Annotated in this window: 16 protein-coding genes; 3 read left to right on the top strand and 13 right to left on the bottom strand. The window is 75.5% G+C overall.

Going from position 1 to position 16976, the window contains the following annotated elements; translation table 11 throughout:
- Positions 1 to 71: 71 nt before the first annotated feature.
- The 11 genes from ACH4F6_RS27685 to ACH4F6_RS27635 all read right to left on the bottom strand — a co-directional run bounded on the left by ACH4F6_RS27685 (position 72) and on the right by ACH4F6_RS27635 (position 11655).
- Entirely contained in the window at positions 72 to 479 is a 408-nt protein-coding gene (locus ACH4F6_RS27685; RefSeq protein WP_397963052.1) for a hypothetical protein, read from the bottom strand.
- Between the two features lie 109 nt (positions 480 to 588).
- Positions 589 to 2136 carry an ABC transporter ATP-binding protein gene (locus ACH4F6_RS27680; RefSeq protein WP_397963051.1) on the bottom strand — a complete coding sequence of 516 codons (1548 nt, stop codon included), beginning with the start codon at positions 2134 to 2136 and terminating at the stop codon, positions 589 to 591.
- Positions 2133 to 2933, bottom strand: a complete 801-nt coding sequence (locus ACH4F6_RS27675) for an ABC transporter permease (protein ID WP_397963050.1) — start codon at positions 2931 to 2933, stop codon at positions 2133 to 2135. Before ACH4F6_RS27675 ends, ACH4F6_RS27680 begins: the two co-directional genes overlap by 4 nt.
- Positions 2930 to 3883: an ABC transporter permease gene (locus ACH4F6_RS27670; protein ID WP_397963049.1), complete on the bottom strand. Its 954-nt coding sequence runs from the start codon at positions 3881 to 3883 to the stop codon at positions 2930 to 2932. The genes ACH4F6_RS27675 and ACH4F6_RS27670 overlap by 4 nt, the downstream gene beginning before the upstream one ends.
- The gene (locus ACH4F6_RS27665; RefSeq protein ID WP_397963048.1) at positions 3880 to 5442 is read right to left on the bottom strand and encodes an ABC transporter substrate-binding protein; all 1563 of its coding nucleotides are present in this window, start codon (positions 5440 to 5442) and stop codon (positions 3880 to 3882) included. The genes ACH4F6_RS27670 and ACH4F6_RS27665 overlap by 4 nt, the downstream gene beginning before the upstream one ends.
- A 15-nt stretch (positions 5443 to 5457) precedes the next feature.
- Complete coding sequence (locus ACH4F6_RS27660) at positions 5458 to 6255, bottom strand: class I SAM-dependent methyltransferase (RefSeq protein ID WP_397963047.1); 798 nt, start codon at positions 6253 to 6255, stop codon at positions 5458 to 5460.
- A complete protein-coding gene (locus ACH4F6_RS27655) occupies positions 6252 to 7475 on the bottom strand; it encodes an MFS transporter (protein WP_397963046.1) in 1224 nt (407 codons plus the stop codon). The genes ACH4F6_RS27660 and ACH4F6_RS27655 overlap by 4 nt, the downstream gene beginning before the upstream one ends.
- Positions 7459 to 8496, bottom strand: coding sequence for a dipeptide epimerase (locus ACH4F6_RS27650; RefSeq protein WP_397963045.1), 1038 nt, complete (start codon positions 8494 to 8496; stop codon positions 7459 to 7461). The genes ACH4F6_RS27655 and ACH4F6_RS27650 overlap by 17 nt, the downstream gene beginning before the upstream one ends.
- Complete coding sequence (locus tag ACH4F6_RS27645; protein WP_397963044.1) at positions 8493 to 9569, bottom strand: PLP-dependent cysteine synthase family protein; 1077 nt, start codon at positions 9567 to 9569, stop codon at positions 8493 to 8495. The genes ACH4F6_RS27650 and ACH4F6_RS27645 overlap by 4 nt, the downstream gene beginning before the upstream one ends.
- On the bottom strand, positions 9566 to 10402 hold the full coding sequence (locus tag ACH4F6_RS27640) for a hypothetical protein (RefSeq protein ID WP_397963043.1): 837 nt from the start codon (positions 10400 to 10402) through the stop codon (positions 9566 to 9568). The genes ACH4F6_RS27645 and ACH4F6_RS27640 overlap by 4 nt, the downstream gene beginning before the upstream one ends.
- Positions 10399 to 11655, bottom strand: a complete 1257-nt coding sequence (locus ACH4F6_RS27635; protein ID WP_397963042.1) for an ATP-grasp domain-containing protein — start codon at positions 11653 to 11655, stop codon at positions 10399 to 10401. The genes ACH4F6_RS27640 and ACH4F6_RS27635 overlap by 4 nt, the downstream gene beginning before the upstream one ends.
- Positions 11656 to 11940: 285 nt before the next feature.
- On the opposite strand from ACH4F6_RS27635, the gene ACH4F6_RS27630 reads away from it, so the two are divergent.
- Positions 11941 to 13518 carry a hypothetical protein gene (locus tag ACH4F6_RS27630; protein WP_397963041.1) on the top strand — a complete coding sequence of 526 codons (1578 nt, stop codon included), beginning with the start codon at positions 11941 to 11943 and terminating at the stop codon, positions 13516 to 13518.
- Between the two features lie 27 nt (positions 13519 to 13545).
- Positions 13546 to 14529: a hypothetical protein gene (locus ACH4F6_RS27625; protein WP_397963040.1), complete on the top strand. Its 984-nt coding sequence runs from the start codon at positions 13546 to 13548 to the stop codon at positions 14527 to 14529.
- Positions 14530 to 14642: 113 nt separating this feature from the next.
- On the opposite strand, the gene ACH4F6_RS27620 is transcribed toward ACH4F6_RS27625, so the two are convergent.
- On the bottom strand, positions 14643 to 14915 hold the full coding sequence (locus ACH4F6_RS27620; protein ID WP_397963129.1) for a DUF6355 family natural product biosynthesis protein: 273 nt from the start codon (positions 14913 to 14915) through the stop codon (positions 14643 to 14645).
- 276 nt (positions 14916 to 15191) lie between these two features.
- Here ACH4F6_RS27620 and ACH4F6_RS27615 point away from each other — a divergent pair, with 276 nt between their 5' ends.
- Positions 15192 to 16271, top strand: coding sequence for a polyprenyl synthetase family protein (locus ACH4F6_RS27615; protein ID WP_397963039.1), 1080 nt, complete (start codon positions 15192 to 15194; stop codon positions 16269 to 16271).
- 196 nt (positions 16272 to 16467) lie between these two features.
- Here ACH4F6_RS27615 and ACH4F6_RS27610 read toward each other — a convergent pair whose 3' ends face one another.
- On the bottom strand, positions 16468 to 16890 hold the full coding sequence (locus ACH4F6_RS27610; protein WP_397963038.1) for a PPOX class F420-dependent oxidoreductase: 423 nt from the start codon (positions 16888 to 16890) through the stop codon (positions 16468 to 16470).
- Between the last annotated feature and the right edge of the window lie 86 nt (positions 16891 to 16976).

Below are 16976 nucleotides of genomic sequence, written 5' to 3'. Positions count from 1 at the left end.
CCCACGGCGGCGAGGTAGGCGAGGCCGCATCCGACGACCAGCAGGACCATGACGAACATCGTCCTCATCGCTCACCCGCCCTTGACCAGGCACTGGTAGGGCCGTTCCGGCCGCGGCCGGCAGCCTGCCGCGACGATCTTCCAGCCGTCGCCGAAACGGGAGAGGAACAGGGTGTCCCGGACGAGCACCGCCCGCGCCTGGTTGCCGTAGACGTCCGTGCCCCGCACGGCGCCGCCCGCGGGAAGGGACTCCTCCCGGAGCGCCCGCGCGCACGGGACGCCGGCCGACTGCTCCACTTCCTCCAGGGTCCCCGGCGCGAGGGCCCCGCACATCCGGTCGTACGCGCCCTCGTCGAGCGCCTCCTCGAACGCGGCCGCGGCGGACCGCACGTCGGCGCGTCGTTCCTGCACCGTGCCGCAGGCGCCGACGGTGCCGGTGAGGACGACCGCGGCGGCCGCGGTCCACGCTCGGCTGGCCACCCACCACCTCCGACCCGGATCCGTCCGGGCAGTACACCCCGGAACACGGCCCCGGGCGGCCCGGCACGACGGCGGGTTCCCCCGGCCGGCGGACACCGCCGTGCCCTCCTCACGGCGGCGGGTGCCCTACGGACCCCGACCGCGCCCCCGTCCGCGTGAGCGAGACCGTGAAGGGGTGGCGGGGCTCGGTCAGCACGCGGTGGGCCGGTCCCTGCTCGACGAGTTCGCCCGCGTCCAGCACGGCTATGCGGCCGGCCAGGCGGGCGGTGTCCAGGTCGTGGGTGACGAGGACGAGGGACAGGCCGTCGCGCTCGCGCAGCAGACCGGCGAGGAGACGGAGGATGCCGCGCCGGGTGACCGGGTCGAGGCCGGAGGTGATCTCGTCGCAGATCAGGACCCGCGGCCGGGCGAGCAGGGCGCGGGCGAGGGCCGCGCGCTGCAGTTCGCCGCCGGAGAGCGCGCCGGGACGGCGGCGGGCCAGGTCCGCCGGCAGGCCGAGGCGGTCCAGGGCGGCCGTCGCCTCGTCCGCCGCCGCCCGGTCGCCGATGCCGCGCAGCCGCACCGCCGTACGGGCCACCTGGTGCAGGACGGGCCGGTGCTCGTCGAAGGCGGCGCGGGCGTCCTGGAAGACGTACTGCACGGCGGCGAGCTGGGCGCGGCTGCGGTCGCGCAGACTGCGCGCGAGCCGTGTGCCGTCGAGCAGGATCTCCCCGTCGTGATCGCGGTGCAGGCCCGCGAGGCAGCGGGCGAGCGTCGTCTTGCCGCTGCCGGAGCGGCCGACCACGGCCAGGCACTCGCCGGGGCGGAGGGCGAGGTGCGGGGCGCGCAGGACGACGGTCCGCCGGCCGTGCACGGCGGTCAGGCCCCGTACCTCCAGCACGGCCGGCCCGGCGGCCGCCGGCTCCTCGGGGGCCGCGCGCCGCTCGTCGAACAGCCGGCGCGTCCACGGGTGCCGCGGCGCCGTGCGCAGCCGTTCCACCGGCCCCGACTCGACGACCCGGCCCGCGCGCAGGACGAGGACCTCGTCGGCGAGGGCGCGCACCACGTCCAGGTCGTGGCTGAGCAGGACGAGCGCGACACCGCGGGCCGCCACCGCCGCCAGCTGCTCGACGACACGGCTCTTGGTCAACGCGTCCTGGCCCGTGGTGGGTTCGTCGGCGACGATGACGCGGGCGCCGAGCAGCAGGGCCTGGGCGAGGACGACGCGCTGCTGCTGTCCGCCGGAGAGCTGGTGCGGGTAGCGCCTCAAGAGCGCCTCGGCATCCGGCAGTTGGGCGTCGGACAGCGCTCGCAGGACCCGCTCGCGGGCCGCCGTCCGGCGCTCGGCGCGGGGCAGACGGCGGACCTGGAGCCGGGCGATGTCGTACAGCAGCGCGCCGACACGGCGGACCGGGTTGAGCACGGCGGCGGGGTGCTGAGGCACGTAGCCCACCGGGCCGTCGCCGGTCCGCCGCACCTCGCCCGTGACGCGGGCACCGGGCGGGTGCTCGCCCAGCAGGGCGAGGCCGGTCGTCGTCTTCCCGCTGCCGGAGGCGCCGACCAGGGCGGTCACCCTTCCCGGCAGCGCCCTCAGATCGACTCCGTCGACGATCGCCCGGCCGTCGATCTCGACGCGCAGACCGCGGACCTCGACGACGGCGTCCGTCTCCCGGCTCACGGGCGTCGCCCCTTCCTCTTCTTCTCCAGCGCCGCGTCGAAGAGCAGGTTGGTGCCCGTCGTCAGCGCCACGATCAGCAGCGCGGGCACCACCACGGCCCAGGGCTGCACCAGCAGGCCGGTGCGGTTGCGGTCGACCATGACGGCCCAGTCGGCGGCGTCCGGTGCGACACCGACGCCGAGGAACGCGGCGGTCGACACCAGGTACAGCACACCCGTCAGCCGGATGCCGGCGTCGGCGGCGAGGGTGCGCAGCGCCGAACGGCCGACGTAGCCGACGGCGATCCGCCACCGGCTCTCGCCCTGCACGCGCAGCGCCTCGACGGCGGGGCGGGCGGCCGCCTCCCCGGCGGCGGCCCGCACGGTCCGGGCCGCGTCGGGCACGTTGACCAGCGCCACGAGCAGCGCGAGCCCCACCGGCCCCGGTGACAGCACGGAGGCCACGAGCAGGATCAGCAGCAGGGACGGCACGGCGAGCAGCACGTCCAGCGGCCGCATCAGCGCGTCCTCCAGCGGGCGCGCCCGGGTCAGCGCGCCGAGCAGGCCGACCGGGACGGCGACGAGGTAAGCCAGGGCGGTCGCGGCCAGCGCGGTGACCACGACCGTACGGCCGCCCAGCAGGACCTGGTCCCGGACGTCACGGCCGACGAAGTCGGTGCCGAGCCAGTGGCCGCCGCCGAGCGTGAAGGAGACGGCCCTGGGCCCCGGGTCGCCCACGAACAGCGGTCCGAGGAGGGCGAGCGCGAGGGGGACGGCGACGACCGCGCCGCCCGGCACGAAGCGGCGGTACGTCCTCACGCGGCCACCTCCGTGCGGGGAGTGAACCGGTGGGCCACCAGGTCGGCCCCGAGGTTGAGCACGACCGTCAGCACCCCGAACACCACGGCCAGCCCCTGCACCACCGGCACGTCCCGCTCGGCGACGGCGTCGAGGAGGACCGTGCCCAGGCCCGGGATCACGAACAGGGCCTCCACCACGATCACCCCGCACAGCAACCAGTCGGCGGTGCGGGCGAGTTGCTGCACGGCCGGGGCGAGGGCGTTCGGCAGGGCGTGGGCGCGGCGGACGCGTGCGCCGGGGACGCCGCAGCGGCGGGCGTGGGCGGCGTAGGGGGAGGCGAGCGCGTCGACCATGCCGGCCCGCACCAGGCGGGACAGGGAGCACACCGGGCGGGACAGCAGGACCAGCACCGGCAGCACCAGCACCGCCGGATCGGCGAGCAGGCCGGTGCCGTGGCCGACGGCCGTCGGCGGCAGCCAGGCCAGCTCGAGGGCGAGGACCGTCACCAGCAGCACCCCGAGGGCGAACTCGGGGACCGCGTAGACGGCCAGCGTCACCGAGCTGACCAGCCGGTCGACGAGCCGGCCCTCGTGGCGGGCGGCGAGCACGCCGAGTCCGAAGCCGAGCGGCACGAGCAGCGCGAGGGTGAGCGCGGCCAGCAGCAGCGTCGGGCCGAAGCCGTCGGCGAGGTACCGGGTGACGGGCCGGCCGGAGGTGAGGGAGGTGCCGAGGTCGCCGTGGAGCAGGCCCGCCGCCCAGCCGGCCAGCCGCTCGTGCGCCGGCCGGTCCAGCTCCATGGCCTCGCGGATCGCCGCGATGCGCGCGGGGTCGGGCTGGTCACCGGCGAGGGCCACGGCCGCGTCGCCCGGGAGCGCCTCGGTGAGGGCGAAGACCAGCAGCACGACGGCCATGGCCTGCAGGGCGCCGAGGAGCAGCCGCCGGGCGACGAAAGAGCGAAGTCCGCTCACGCGAGCCACACCTTGTCGAAGCGGGCCCAGTCGAGGGTGTTGGCGGGCGCCTGGGTCTCGACCCCCTTCACCGTGCGGGCGGTTCCGATGATCCAGTCGGCGAAGCCCCAGACGAGGAAGCCGCCCTCGGCGTACAGGCGACGCTGCATGCGCTCGTAGACGGCGGCCCGTCCGGCCTTGTCGCGCAGGGACTGGGCCTGCCGGTAGAGGGCGTCGAAGTCCTTGTGCCGCCACTTGGTGGCGTTGGTGGTGGAGTCGGTGAGCAGGCGCTGGGAGAAGTGGGCTTCGATGGGCATGGCGCCGGAGCGGTAGCAGCACAGGGTGCCGCCGTCGAGGATGTCGCTCCAGTAGGAGTCCTTGCTGCCCGTCTTCACGTCGATGGTGACGCCCGCCTTCGCGGCCTGGTCGCGGAAGATGCCGGCGGCCTCGGTGAACCCCGCGGCGACGGCCGAGGTGTCCAGGGTGACCTTGAGCTTCTCGGCGCCCGCCTGCTTGAGCAGGGCGCGGGCCCTGTCCAGGTCCTGCGCGCGCTGGGGCAGGTCGGCGGCGTAGTACTCGTAGCCCTTGCCGAACAGGTCGTTGCCGATCTCGCCCGCGCCGGACAGCGCGCCGTCGACGAGTTCCTGCCGGTCGGCGATCAGGAAGAAGGCCTCGCGGACCCGCTTGTCGTCGAAGGGCGCCCGGTCGGTCTTCATGCAGAAGGCCTGCATGGCGCTGTTGCGCAGCCGCACGATCTCGATCCGGCCCTTTCCCTCGTGGGCGCGGGCGGTGGTCGGGTTGAGTTCGTGCGCGTACTCGACCTGGCCGCCGAGGAGGGCGTTGGCGCGGGCGGACTCCTCGTCGGCGACGACGAACTCGATCTCGTCGAGGAGCGCGGCGCCGTCCCAGTGGTCGTCGTAGCGGCGGAAGACGGCGGAGCGGCCGGGGACGAAGGAGACGAACCGGAAGGGACCGGAGCCGATGGGCCTCTCGTCGAACCCGGTGGCGTTCTCGGGGACGATGTACGCCCCGAACGCGGCGAGGACGTTGGGGAATTCGGCGGTGGGCCGCTTGAGGACGAACTCGATCGACCGCTCACCGGTGGCGCGGCTGGCGTCGAGGTCGATGGGCTCCAGGGAGGCCTTGGCGCGGAACGCCTGCTCGGGGTCGGCGATACGGCGGTAGCTGTAGAGGACGTCCTCGGCCGTGACGGGCTTGCCGTCGTGGAAGGTGGCCTGACGCAGCGTCACCTGCCAGCGGCTCAGCGTCTTGTCGGGCTCCCACCGCTCGGCGAGGCGGGGCCGGGCGGAGAGGTCGGCGCCGTGGTCGGCGAGCTTGTCGAAGAGGGCCTTGGCGCGGGCGACGTCGGCGAAGAGGTTGGCCCGGTGCGGGTCGAGGGTCTCGCTCGCGCCGCCCCCGGCGAACGCGGCGCGCAGACGGCCGCCGCGCTTGGGAGTGGTGGAGCCGCCGGCCGCCTTGTCGTCCGTGCCGCCGGCGCAGCCGGCCAGGGCGAGGGCGGCGGCGCCGGAGGCGGCGAGGAAGCCGCGTCGGCGCAGGCCGGGGAAACGTTCGTCGTGCATGACTGGTCCTTCGTGTCAGGGGGTGTGCAGGCGCGCGACGGCGTGCAGCCGGTCCCGGTCCGCGGTGGACCCGGGCGGCTCGCCGGGCCGCCAGGGTGGTTCGGTGCGCGGCCCGGGGCCGTCGTGGAGTTCGAGCACCTCGAAGCCATGGGCGGCGAGGAAGTACCGCAGTTCCTGCGGGAACAGCAGCCGCCAGGCGGAGCGCTGCTCGACGGGCGGCGACCCGTCGTCGGCCGTCCAGAGGCGGGTGCGGCGCAGCAGTTGGGCGGTGCGGTCGACCGTGAGGGTGGTGGTGGACCGGTGGGTGGTGCCCTGCCAGGTGAAGGCGGTGACCGTCGGGGTGTCCAGGAGGTCCGTGCGGCCCAGGAAGTACGCGCCGTTGCGCATCTCCGCGACCAGCAGCCCGCCCGGCGCGAGGACCCGGCGGCAGGAGGTGAGGAAGCCGTCGAGCTGGTCGTTGGTGTGGCAGTACAGCAGGGCGCTGTCCAGGCAGAGGACGGCGTCGAAGGCGCTCCCGCCCAGCTCGGGCCGGCCGAAGCCGTGCAGGTCGGCCCGGACGTACGCCGGGCCCGGGTGGTGGACGCGGGCGTGGGCCAGCATGGCCTCGGAGCGGTCGGCGCCGGTGACCGTGCGGCCGGCGGAGTGCAGGTGGGCGGCGTCGCGGCCGGTGCCGCAGCCCATGTCCAGGACGCGTGGCCCGGCGCCGTGGCGGCGCAGGCGGTCCTCGGCCCAGCGGCCGGCGAGGCGCTCGGGGTCGGGGAAGCGGGCCTCGTAGAGGGCGGGGTGGTCGGTGAGGAGGTTGCCGCCGGTCATGCGCCGGCCCCCTCGCGCACCGGCTCCCCGGGCGCCGGCAGCGCCCCCCGGCGACGCAGCCACGCGACCCCGCCCGCCGAGGCCAGCCCGAACAGCGCGCAGCACGCCCACGGCAGCCACGCGCGTCCCGCGGCCTCCCCCGCGTCCATGGCCCAGCCGACGACCGCGTTGCCCAGGGCCGCGGCGACGCCCGAGACGACGTAGAAGACGCCGAAGTACGTGCCGGTCAGCTCGGGGCGCCCGAAGCGGGGTATCAGCTCCATCACGAACGGCGAGGCGATCATGAGGCCGACGTGGAGCAGCAGCGCGCCCGCGAGAACGGGTACGGCACCCGCCGTGAGGGCCGCCGGCAGGAAGGCCAGCCCCATCACCGCGAGCCCGACCGCTGTCCAGCGCTCCCCGGGTCCCCGGGACGTGAGGCTCGCCGTGATCCTCAGCTGGAGCGCCAGGTGGGCGACCGTGCCGACGAGGAGGACGAGGCCCGCCGCGCCGTCCCAGCCGGTGGCCTCGCGGGCCCCGTCGGGCAGCAGCAGGTAGAGCTGGCTCTCCAGGGTGAACATGCCGACCGTGGCGAGGGAGAAGGCCGTGAACGCCCGGTTGCCGAGCACCTCGCGCCAGTCCTCGAGGACGCCGCCGCCGCTCCGCTCGACCTCACGTGCGGGCAGGACGAGGGCCTGCGCCACCGTGAGCACCGCGAAGATCCCGGCGGCGGTCAGCGCGGAGGTGCGGAAGTCGACGAGGAGCAGGGCGCCGCCCAGCAGCGGCCCGACGAGCGCGCCGGTCGTGGCGAACACGTTGAACAGCGCGAACGCCTCCGCCTTGCGCTCCCCCGCCTCGTGCGCGAGATATGCCCGCACGGCCGGGTTGAACAGCGCCCCGGCGAGCCCGCTGAGCACGGACGCCGCGAGCAGCACCGGCAGCCCGTCGCCCAGCGCGAACAGCGCGAACCCGACGGTCCGCAGGGCGCACCCGGCGATGATGACGCCGCGCGCCCCGAGCCGGTCCGCTGCCGAGCCGCCGATGATGAACAGTCCCTGCTGGCTGAGGCTGCGCACGCCGAGGACGATGCCGACGACCGCCGCCGACATGCCGAGGTTCTCGCCCAGGTGGGTGGCGAGGTACGGGACGAGCAGGTAGAAGCCGGTGTTGACGCCGAACTGGTTGACGAGCAGGAGCCGCACGGCGAACGGGAAGCCGCGCACCTCACGCCACGTCCGCACGGGCCGCCACCTCCTCGACGCCCAGTCCCGGGCGGGCGCTCGGGCCCACGAAGCCGTCGTCGCCGCCGATCCCCCGCCACGGGTCATGGGCGAGCAGCAGGTGTCCGTCGAGGTCGGTCCAGCGGGCGCGGCCGGCGAGGTGGACGGCGGGCGCGATGCCGAGGCTGCTCGCGGTGAGACAGCCGAGCATCAGCTCCGTGCCGCTGCCCTCGACGGACTCCGCGATGCGCAGGGCGGCCCGGACTCCCCCGCACTTGGCGAGCTTGACGTTGACGCCGTGGACACGTCCGGCCAGCCGCCGTACGTCGTCGAGCGACACGGCGTCCTCGTCGGCGACGACGGGCAGCGGCGACCTCTCGGCGAGGGCTGCGAGGGCGTCGGGGTCACCGGGCGGCAGGGGCTGTTCGACGGCCTCGACCCCGAGTGCGGCGAACCGGGGCAGCAGACGTTCGGCCTCGGCCGCGGTCCAGGCCCCGTTCGGGTCCAGCAGCAGCCGTACGCGCGGGGCGGCGTCACGGACGACCCGCACGCGCTCGACGTCGTCCTCGGGATCGGACGAGCCCGCCTTCACCTTGACGACCTCGAATCCGCTCGCGGCGAGGCGCCGGGCCTCGGCGGCCGCGTGCGCGAGGGAGGTGATGCCGATGGTGCGTGCGGTGGCGACGCGGGACGGCGCCCCGGTCCCCAGCAGGCGGTGCAGGGGCACGCCGTCCCGCTTGCCGACGAGGTCCAGCAGCGCGGACTCGACGGCGGCGACGACGGCGGGCGGGGCGTCGACGGCGGGCAGGGCCTCCAGGGCGCTCTCGGGGCCGGCGAACCGTGCCGGGTCGAACGCCGAGATCAGCCGTACGAGCGTGGCGGCGTCCAGCCCGTAGTAGGCGCTGCTGACGGCCTCGCCGTAACCGGTGACGCCGTCGTGCTCGACGGCCAGCCACACGGCGTCGCGGGCGGTCGTGGTGGAGCGGGAGATGCGCAGCGGCTCGGCCAGTTCGAGACGTACGGTGCGCAGGCGGGCCTTCATCGGGTCCCTCCGGGAGAGAGCGGGTCGGTCACCCGGGTGCAGCGCGCCCAGCCGCTCGCCTCGGCGGCGCGGGGGTGCGGTATCTCCACGGGCCGGGTGGCGGCGCCGGCGGGGTCGACGCCGTGGGCGGCGAGGAAGTCGTCGTCGTAGACGGTGCCGAGGTAGCGGTGCGGTCCGTCGGGGAAGACGGTGGCGACGACGGCGCCCGGGTGCACGCGGGCCGCCCAGGCGGCGACCCGGGCGACCGCGCCCGTGCTCCAGCCGCCGCTGACGAAGCTGCCCCGGGCGAGCCTGCGGCAGCCGTCCACGGCTTCGGCGGGGCCGATCCAGTGGACCTCGTCGAAGGCGTCGTAGGCGACGTTGCGCGGGTGGATGCTGCTGCCGAGGCCGCGCATCAGGCGGGGCCGGGCGGGCTGGCCGAAGATCGTGGAGCCGGTGGCGTCGACGCCGACGAGCCGGAGCGCGGGCCAGCGCCGGCGCAGCGGGCCGATCACACCGGCGCTGTGGCCTCCGGTGCCGACGCTGCACACCAGGATGTCCACGTGGTCGAGCTGGGCGCCGAGTTCGGCGGCCAGGGAGGCGTAACCGGCCGTGTTGTCGGGGTTGTTGTACTGGTCGGGCCAGTAGGCGGCGGGCAGTTCGGCGAGCAGTTCGCGCAGCCGGCCGAGTCGGGCGGCCTGCCAGCCGCCCTGCGGTGCGGGACGGTCGACGAGCTCCAGGCGGACGCCGTGCGCGTGCAGCAACTGCCGCATGGACGGTTCCAGTTCGCTGTCGCCGACCAGGACGACGGGGTGGCCGAGCGCCTGCCCGGCGAAGGCGAGCCCGATGCCGAGCGTGCCGGAGGTGGACTCCACCACCGGCGCGCCGGGGAGGAGCTCGCCGCGCTCCCGCGCGCCCAGCAGCATCGACACGGCGGCCCGCGCCTTCATGCCGCCCGCCGCGAGCCCTTCGAGCTTGGCCCAGAACCCGGGGTGGGCGTGGGGCAGGCCGGTCGTGACACGGACGACGGGGGTGCGGCCGAGCAGGGCGAGCAGCTCCCGGCGCGCGGTGGGGCGTACGGCGGTGACGGTCATCGCCCACCCCCGCGGCTCCGGTACCGGTGGACGACCCCGGGGCCGCCGTCGAGCCAGAAGAACGGGTACGGCTCCGCGCACACCGCGCTCACCCCGTGTCCCAGGAAGCGGGGCAGGACCGCGCTGCCGGTCTGCGCGAACGTCACCAGCTGCTTGCCGTGCCGCAGGGCGTGCTCGCGCAGCGGCTCGAAGGTGCCGTTGCCCAGGGTCATCCCGGACACCAGCAGCGCGTCGCAGTCCGCGGCGGCGGCGAGCGCGTCGGCGACGACCGGCTCGCCCCACTCCGTCACCCCGCCCTTGAGATCACACGGCAGGTAGCGCAGTTCCCGTGAACGCAGCGCCTCCAGCAGGGAGTTGACGACGCCGACCACCAGCACGGCCGCCCCGGCCGGCAGGTCCAGCAGCTCCACCACGGCCCGCGCCCTGGCCCTGGACTTCTCCAGCGACGACCCGGCGGGCAGGGCGACGGGCCGCGCCCCGTGGTCCGGTGTGTGCGGGGTGACGTGCATCAGGTAGGCGTCGAGGGCGGCCACCCGCACCGCCGGCAGCGGATGGCCGAGGAGCCGGGCCACGTCGGCGCCGACGCAGTCGTCGAGCGCGCTGTCGGGCAGCTCGCCGGGTTCGACGGCGCAGGAGCCGACGGCTTCGGCGAGGCGGAGGCTGAGGACCTCGTTGCGGTAGCCGGTGCCGCGCCCGTCGTGCCGTACGGCCTGCCGGGTGGTGAAGGCGGCGGCGACGCGCCGGGTCCGCGGGTCGGGGCCGAGGGCGCCCGCGCGGACGCGGGCGACCAGGTCGTCGTACGTCCGGCAGGGTCGTGCGTCGGTGACGGTCACCGGATCACCAGCCCCGCGCGCAGCCCGGCCAGCAGGTCCTCGACGCGGTCGCGGGCGCCGGGTCCGTCCGGGTCGCCGGCCATGACGTGGCCCAGGTAGTCGTTGTTGCTGCCCGCCGCCGTCACGGCCGTGCCGGGTCCGGCGAGCCGCACCTCCAGCACGCCCGGCTCCTCGGCCGGCGAACGGCCGTCGAACGCTTCGAGGGTGCCCGCGCGGTCCGGGACGAGGAAGCCGATGGCGGCGCTGCGCAGCCCGGTGTCCGTGGGCCGCAGGTCGGGGACGCGGCCCAGACAGACGTCGACGAAGGCGGCGGCGAGGTCGATGCCGGTGACGTGGCGGACGAGTTCGGTGATGCGGTTGCCGGCGGGCCGGGGGTTGACCTCGACGACCCGCGGTCCGGCGGAGGTCAGCTTGACCTCCGTGTGCGCCACGACGCCGTCGGTGAGGCCCAGCGCCTCGAGCGCGTCCAGCGCGGTCCGCCCGGCGGCCTCGGTGTCGGCCGGTGTCAGGGCGGCGGGGAACATGTGGCCGGTCTCGACGAAGGCGGGCGCCCCGCCGACGCTCTTGTCGGTCACGCCGACCACGTGGACCGCGCCCGCGTGCGACACGGTCTCGACGCTGACCTCGGGGCCGTCCAGCAGTTCCTCGAGGAGGACGGCCGGCTCGCGCCGCTGTCCCCGGGCGTTGACCGGGAAGCCCGCCAGCGCGTTCACCGCCCCGGCGAGCTGCGCCTCGTCGTCCACCCGGCGCACGTACATGCCCGCGCACAGGTCGACGGGCTTGACGACCAGGGGATAGCCGATCTCCCGCGCGGCGCGCGCCAGGTCGCTCCACTCCTCGTGCACGGCGAAGCGGGGGCCGGGCAGTCCGGCGCCGGCGAGGAGCCGGCGGGTGGCGTCCTTGCGGCAGGCGTGGTGGACCGCTTCGGGATCGGGTCCCGGCAGGCCGAGGGCGCCGGCGATGCGCGCCGCCGTCGGCAGGTAGTAGTCGCAGGAGGTGAGGACGCCGTCGAAGCCGAGCGCCGCGTGCAGCCGCTCGGCCTCGGCGATCAGGGTCTCGGCGTCGTTGGTGTCGGCCGTGATCACGTGGCGGGCGCCGAGCAGCGGATGCGTCCCCCGCTCGGGCGCCGACCGCAGGTAGTGGTGCAGGTCGCGGGTGAGGAACGTGAACGTGTGTCCGCCCTCCCGGATCGCCCGGGGCAGCAGCCCGCTCATCGATCCGACCCAGCTCTCGACCATCAACAGATGAGCCACGACTTCCCTTTTTCCGACATGAGTGGGGATTGCCAGGGCAGCCCGGAGCGCCCTCGTGCGGGAGGGGCCGGGCCGCGCACACCACACGCTATCGATAATCATTTTCATTTACCAGCCCCGTGTCGCCCCCACGGCCACACCCGGCGGACCCCGTCACACCTCCGGCCGCCGCCGCACGGCCGAAACGGCCGACTCCTGCCCGCCACTGCCCTGTTCGCGTGTCACTCCGCGCCCGTACACTGACAAATCACTGACGTACGGGCGCAGTTGACGGGGGGGCCAGCCATGTCCGGCGACGGCTACGGCATGCACGATCACCAGTTCTCGATGCCACCGGTCCCACCGATGCCGCCGGCCCCGCCACCGGCCCCGGCGGACGGCGCGCGGGCCGTCGCGGTGGCGGTGCTCAACCTCAGCGGGCTGGGCCTGGGATACGCGCTCGTGCGGCGCTGGGGCCTGACGGTGCTGTGCTGGATCGCCACCGCCGCCCTGCTGTTCGTGGCGCTGCCGGCCGACCCGGACGGCGTCCCGGTGTTCGCCCTCGTCGTGTACGCCGTCTTCCTCGCCGTCGTGGCGGCGCACGGCGCGCGCGTGGGCCTGCGCACCCCCCTGGCCGGGCTCGGACAGGCGCCGCTCGCGCTCGGACTGGGGCTGGTCCTGCTCGCCGTGCCGGCCGGCGGGGTCGTGCTGTACGACGACGCACGCGACGAAGCCGTCCAGCAGATGCTGCTGGACCGGCTGGAGCGCGCCGACGAGCTGGTGGAGAAGGCCGGCACCCAGGCGTTCGGCGTCGGCAAGGACGGCTACGGCGAGGCGCTCTCCCTCTACGAGGACCTCAGCGCCGACCACCCCGGCTCCCGCGCGGCCGACCGGGTGCCCCAGCGGATGAGGACCTTCTACTCGACGGTCGGCGGGGCCTACGCCGAGGGCGACCACTGCGGGGCGATCGAGCCGCTGACCTATCTGCGCACGGTCCCGGAGAAGATGCCCGCCACGGACCTCGGGGAGCTGGAGGACTGGCCCGACGACCGCCTGGCCACCTCGCTGTACGAGTGCGCCTCGCGGGACCTCGCGGGCGGCGGGTCCGGCTGGACCGAGCGCTTCGGCGACCTGCTGACCACCTTCCCCGACTCGGACCAGGCCGCGAAGGTCGAACCGGCCGTCGCCGCCGCCGTCACCCGGGCGTCGAAGGACCTGCGCGGCGGCGAGCCCTGCACGGCGGTCGAACGGCTGCGCAGCCTCGGCTCCGCGATCGACGGCCTGCCCGGCGAGGAGGCGGGCGTCGGCGACGCCCTCGCCCAGGACTCCCGGCGGGCCGCCGCCAACGCCTCCTCGGGCACGTACACGTGCGGTGTGGACCAGTACGAGGACGGCGACTTCGAGGCCGCGCGGACGACCATGAACGAGTTCGCCAAGGCGAACAGGAACCACAAGAACCGGACCCTGGCGCAGAAGATCGCGATCGCGGCGGAGATCGCGCAGACGGTGCCCGCCGCCGGCAAGCGCCTGCCCACGACCCGTTCCGGGGGCAGCATCTCGGTGACGGTGATGAACGACAGCCCCGACGACATCACGGTCCTCTACACGGGTCCGGTCACCGGCAGCTTCACCCTGAAGGCCTGCCGCGGCTGCACGACGTACTCCTGGGCCAGCACCGTGCTGTCGGGGTTCGACCCGTGCAGCGACAGCAGCAAGAACTACCCGCGGCGCACCATCAGCCTGCCGCCCGGCACCACCTACTTCCTGCACAAGCCGCAGAACGACAGCCTCTCCTCGCCCGCCTCCGACACGGCCGCGCTCCGGTCCGGTTACCTCTACACGGAGTGCGCCTACGCGACCCAGTCGCTGGGAACGGGCCTGTGAGCCGACCGACCGGAGGTGAGCGCCGGCATGACGGACGGGTCCGGGCGGCGCCTGGTGATCCACGTGGCGAAGCTGACGTTCCACCCGGAGCCGCTGGACGGTGAGCCGTGCTCCTACCACCCGGTCGGCCGCGACCGCGGCGTGCTGGGCCGGACGGCGGTCCGCGGCACCGCGGACGAGCGGGCGCGGTGGGACGCGGCGGCCGAGCGGTTCCGCGACCGGGTCCGGGAAGCGGAGACGGCGTACCGGGCGGTGACGCGCCACCGGGTGGCCCGCAGGCTGCCCGGGGCGCGACGGCGCGCACAGCGCGCGAAGGAACGGTTCCGCGCCGAGCTGGCCGCGGCCGAGGAGGCGTACCTGCCGGTGCGGGAGGAGATCGAGCGCCGGCTCGCCGCGCACGCCGAGGAGGAGCGCCGCGCCCGGGAGGAACGGGCCCGCCGCAGGGAGGCCGAGCGGCGGGAGAAGGAGCAGCGCGAGCGGCTCAGGCAGGCCCGCCGGGAGCGGTACCGGGTGGCCGGGGAGCGCGCGGTGTGGGGCTGGGTCCTGCACGGGCACGGCACCTCGGTGTTCGTGTACCGGCACGACGTGCCGCGCGCCCGGCCGCTGCCGGCGGGTCCGCGGCGGTCGGGAACGGCCCTGACCGCGAGGAGGCTGGAGAACGCGCTGCTGCGGCTCCAGCCGGAGGGCGTTCGTGACGTCGTCTGGGACCGGGCCGCCCGCAGGGCCGTCGTCGCGGAGAACTCGACGCCCGAGGAGCCGGCGGCCTTCGAGGAGTGGTGGGCGGCCGTCACCCGGCGCCGCTGGGAGTCGTCCGAACGGATCCCGGCGCCGGGGCCGCGGCCCTCCCGCTCGCCCGGTTCCACGGGCTCACCGCACCGGCACGGTCCCCCGGGCAGCGACTACGGGAGCGGCGGGGACCTCGGGGGCGGTTTCGGCGGCGGGGACCTCGGGGGCGGTCACAGCGGCGGGTTCGGCGGGGGTTTCGGGGGCGGCTTCGGCGGGGGTTTCTAGGGCCGGGCGAGCCGGCCGGGTGACCTCCGCGGCGGTCGACGCGGCGGCCGACACGGCGGCCGACGCGGTACGGACCCCGGTGCGCGGGGCCGTACCGCGCCTCGGGCCCGTCGTCAGCAGGTCCGGCCGACGTAGTGGGCGCCCTGGATCCGGTCGGCGGAGCCCAGCCAGGTCCTGCCCGGTCCGACGCAGCGCTCGTAGTCGGGCGCCAGGGCGACCTCGACCTCGACGACCACCCGGGAGCCGTCGGAGGTGCAGTGGTGGTAGTACGCGTCGGAGCCGGTCTCGTAGAAACCGCACGGGTCGGCGGCCGCCGGGCCCGCGGCGGCGGTGACGGCGCCCAGCGAGGTGAGCACCAGGGCGGCGGAACCGAGGGCGCTGGTCACCATACGACGAACACGCAAAGCGGAACTCCTTGCCGGTGGGGGGATCGGGCCCGGGAACGCCCGGACCCCTGATCGTTCGGATTGCCGGACCCAGGATCGCCGTGTCCTGGCCCCGCGGCGGATCGCTCGCCGCCCGGTTCACCTAACGGATCGTTTCACCGCTCCTCCGAACGGGTGGCCCACCGCCCTTCCGCGAGGGCCCACGACGAGCGCGTCCGGCGCCGCTGTTGGCATGCTTGCCTGCGAGACCCCGAGGGAAGGCCGGCCCGGAAGCCCATGAACAGCAGTGTCCCGACCGCTCTGGAACGCGCCGCCGGGCACCGGCAGCGCTTCGACGCGGCCTTCGAGAAGTACTTCGCCGAACTGGCGGACCGTCTCGGCGGTCCGCCGCTGAGCCGCTTCGGGCCCCGCTGCCTGGAACTGCTCGCCCGGTTGTCGCTGCGCGGCGGCAAGCGGGTCCGGGTGATCCTGCTGTACGAGGCGGCCCGCCTGGTCACCGAGGACGAGGTGCCCGGGCTCACGGAGGCCGCGCTGAGCCTGGAGCTGCTGCAGACCCACGCGCTCGTCCTGGACGACATCATCGACGACGCGCCGGTGCGCCGCGGTGAGCCCTCGACGTACTACGCCTTCCGCCAGGACCTGCCCGACCGTCCGCGCACCGCCCTGGGACTGGCCATGATGGCCGGGGACCTCGCCGGGTTCCTGGCGCTGCGCGTCCTGCACGAGGCCGACATGCCCGCGGAGCGCAGGCACGCCCTGCTGGACGTGCAGTTCGGCGTGACCACGGACACCGTGCTGGGTCAGGTGCTGGACCTGGAGCGCGACGTCACCCCGTCGCCCGACGAGGCGCTGCTCGACACCGTCTGCGAGTACAAGACCACCCGCTACTCCCTCCTCGCGCCCCTGCGGCTGGGACTGCTGGCGGCCGGGGAGGACCTGACCGCGCACGAGCCGAGCCTGCGGCGCTACGCCACGCAGGCCGGCCTCGGCGGCCAGATGCGCGACGACTACCTCGACCTCTTCGGGGACCCGGAGGCCACCGGCAAGCCCCGCGGCGGCGACGTCCGGGCGGGACGCCACACCTATGTGGTCCGCGCCCTGCTGGACGCCACCGACGGCCCGGACCACGCCGCGGTCCGGGCCGCGCTCGGCGACCCGCACTGCGCGCCGGAGACGATCGACCGCGTCCGCGACATCGCCCTCCGGCACGGCGTGGACGCCCGGGTGCGGGCGACGATCGAGCGCCATGCCGAGGCCGCCGCCGCCGAGGCCGCGTCGTGGCGTGCCCACTGGCGCCCGGAGGCCGTCGACCTCTTCGAGCAACTGCCCTGGTGGAACGCCCGGCGCGGCCACTAGGGCCGGTCCGGCGGATCATGCCGGACCGGCCCTGGCCGGGCGGGTGACGGCGGAGGGCCGCCGGGGCCTTCCCACCCTCCGCGACCGGGCCCGCCGGTCCGCCGTGCCCGCCGTCCGGGGGCTCCTACGGGGGCGCGGCCGACGAGCGGCGTCCCGGCCGCGCCCGGCACGCGTCCGGGACCGTCCGGGCCGGCGCTCACGTGGACGCCTGGTCGCTGTCCTTCATCGCGCCCCAGCCGTGCCACCGCTCGACCTCGATCCAGGCGCTGACCCGGGCGCGCACCCGGTCCGGGTAGGACCCGCCGGTGTAGTGGCCGGCGAGGCGGTCGATGTCGGCGAGGCCCTCGTCCTCGCGCGTCGCGACGACCCGGCCCACGAGCGTGACGTGGGTGTACCAGTCGTCGCCGTCCAGGACGGTCAGGGTGACGCGCGGGTCGCGCCGGATGTGCTTCAGCCGGACGCGGCCCTCGTCCAGGCTGATCAGCACCCGGCCGTCCTCCCACAGGTACCAGGTGGGGGTGGAGACCGGTGTGCCGTCGGAGCGCAGGGTGGCCATCACGGCCGGGTTCGGGCGGCGCAGCAGGTCGACGGCCTCGGGCGGCAGCGGCGGCTTGGACATGGGGATCCTCCTCGGACGGTCGGGCGTGGGCACGGGCGTCGGACCCGGCGAAGGGCGCGGCCGTGTCCTCGTCGGCACGGCCGCGC

It is taken from the genome of Streptomyces sp. NPDC017936, assembly GCF_044328485.1.
In the GTDB taxonomy this organism is placed as follows: Bacteria; Actinomycetota; Actinomycetes; order Streptomycetales; family Streptomycetaceae; genus Streptomyces.
The sequence above is the reverse complement of the archived record's forward strand: the minus strand, read 5'-3'. Positions and strand labels throughout refer to the sequence as shown.

Coding starts and splice junctions, on each gene's coding strand:
- ACH4F6_RS27645 (WP_397963044.1), bottom strand. CDS start 9,569: ATGACCGTCACCGCCGTACGCCCCACCGCGCGCCGGGAGCTGCTCGCC.
- ACH4F6_RS27625 (WP_397963040.1), top strand. CDS start 13,546: ATGACGGACGGGTCCGGGCGGCGCCTGGTGATCCACGTGGCGAAGCTG.
- ACH4F6_RS27660 (WP_397963047.1), bottom strand. CDS start 6,255: ATGACCGGCGGCAACCTCCTCACCGACCACCCCGCCCTCTACGAGGCC.
- ACH4F6_RS27615 (WP_397963039.1), top strand. CDS start 15,192: ATGAACAGCAGTGTCCCGACCGCTCTGGAACGCGCCGCCGGGCACCGG.
- ACH4F6_RS27650 (WP_397963045.1), bottom strand. CDS start 8,496: ATGAAGGCCCGCCTGCGCACCGTACGTCTCGAACTGGCCGAGCCGCTG.
- ACH4F6_RS27610 (WP_397963038.1), bottom strand. CDS start 16,890: ATGTCCAAGCCGCCGCTGCCGCCCGAGGCCGTCGACCTGCTGCGCCGC.
- ACH4F6_RS27630 (WP_397963041.1), top strand. CDS start 11,941: ATGTCCGGCGACGGCTACGGCATGCACGATCACCAGTTCTCGATGCCA.
- ACH4F6_RS27665 (WP_397963048.1), bottom strand. CDS start 5,442: ATGCACGACGAACGTTTCCCCGGCCTGCGCCGACGCGGCTTCCTCGCC.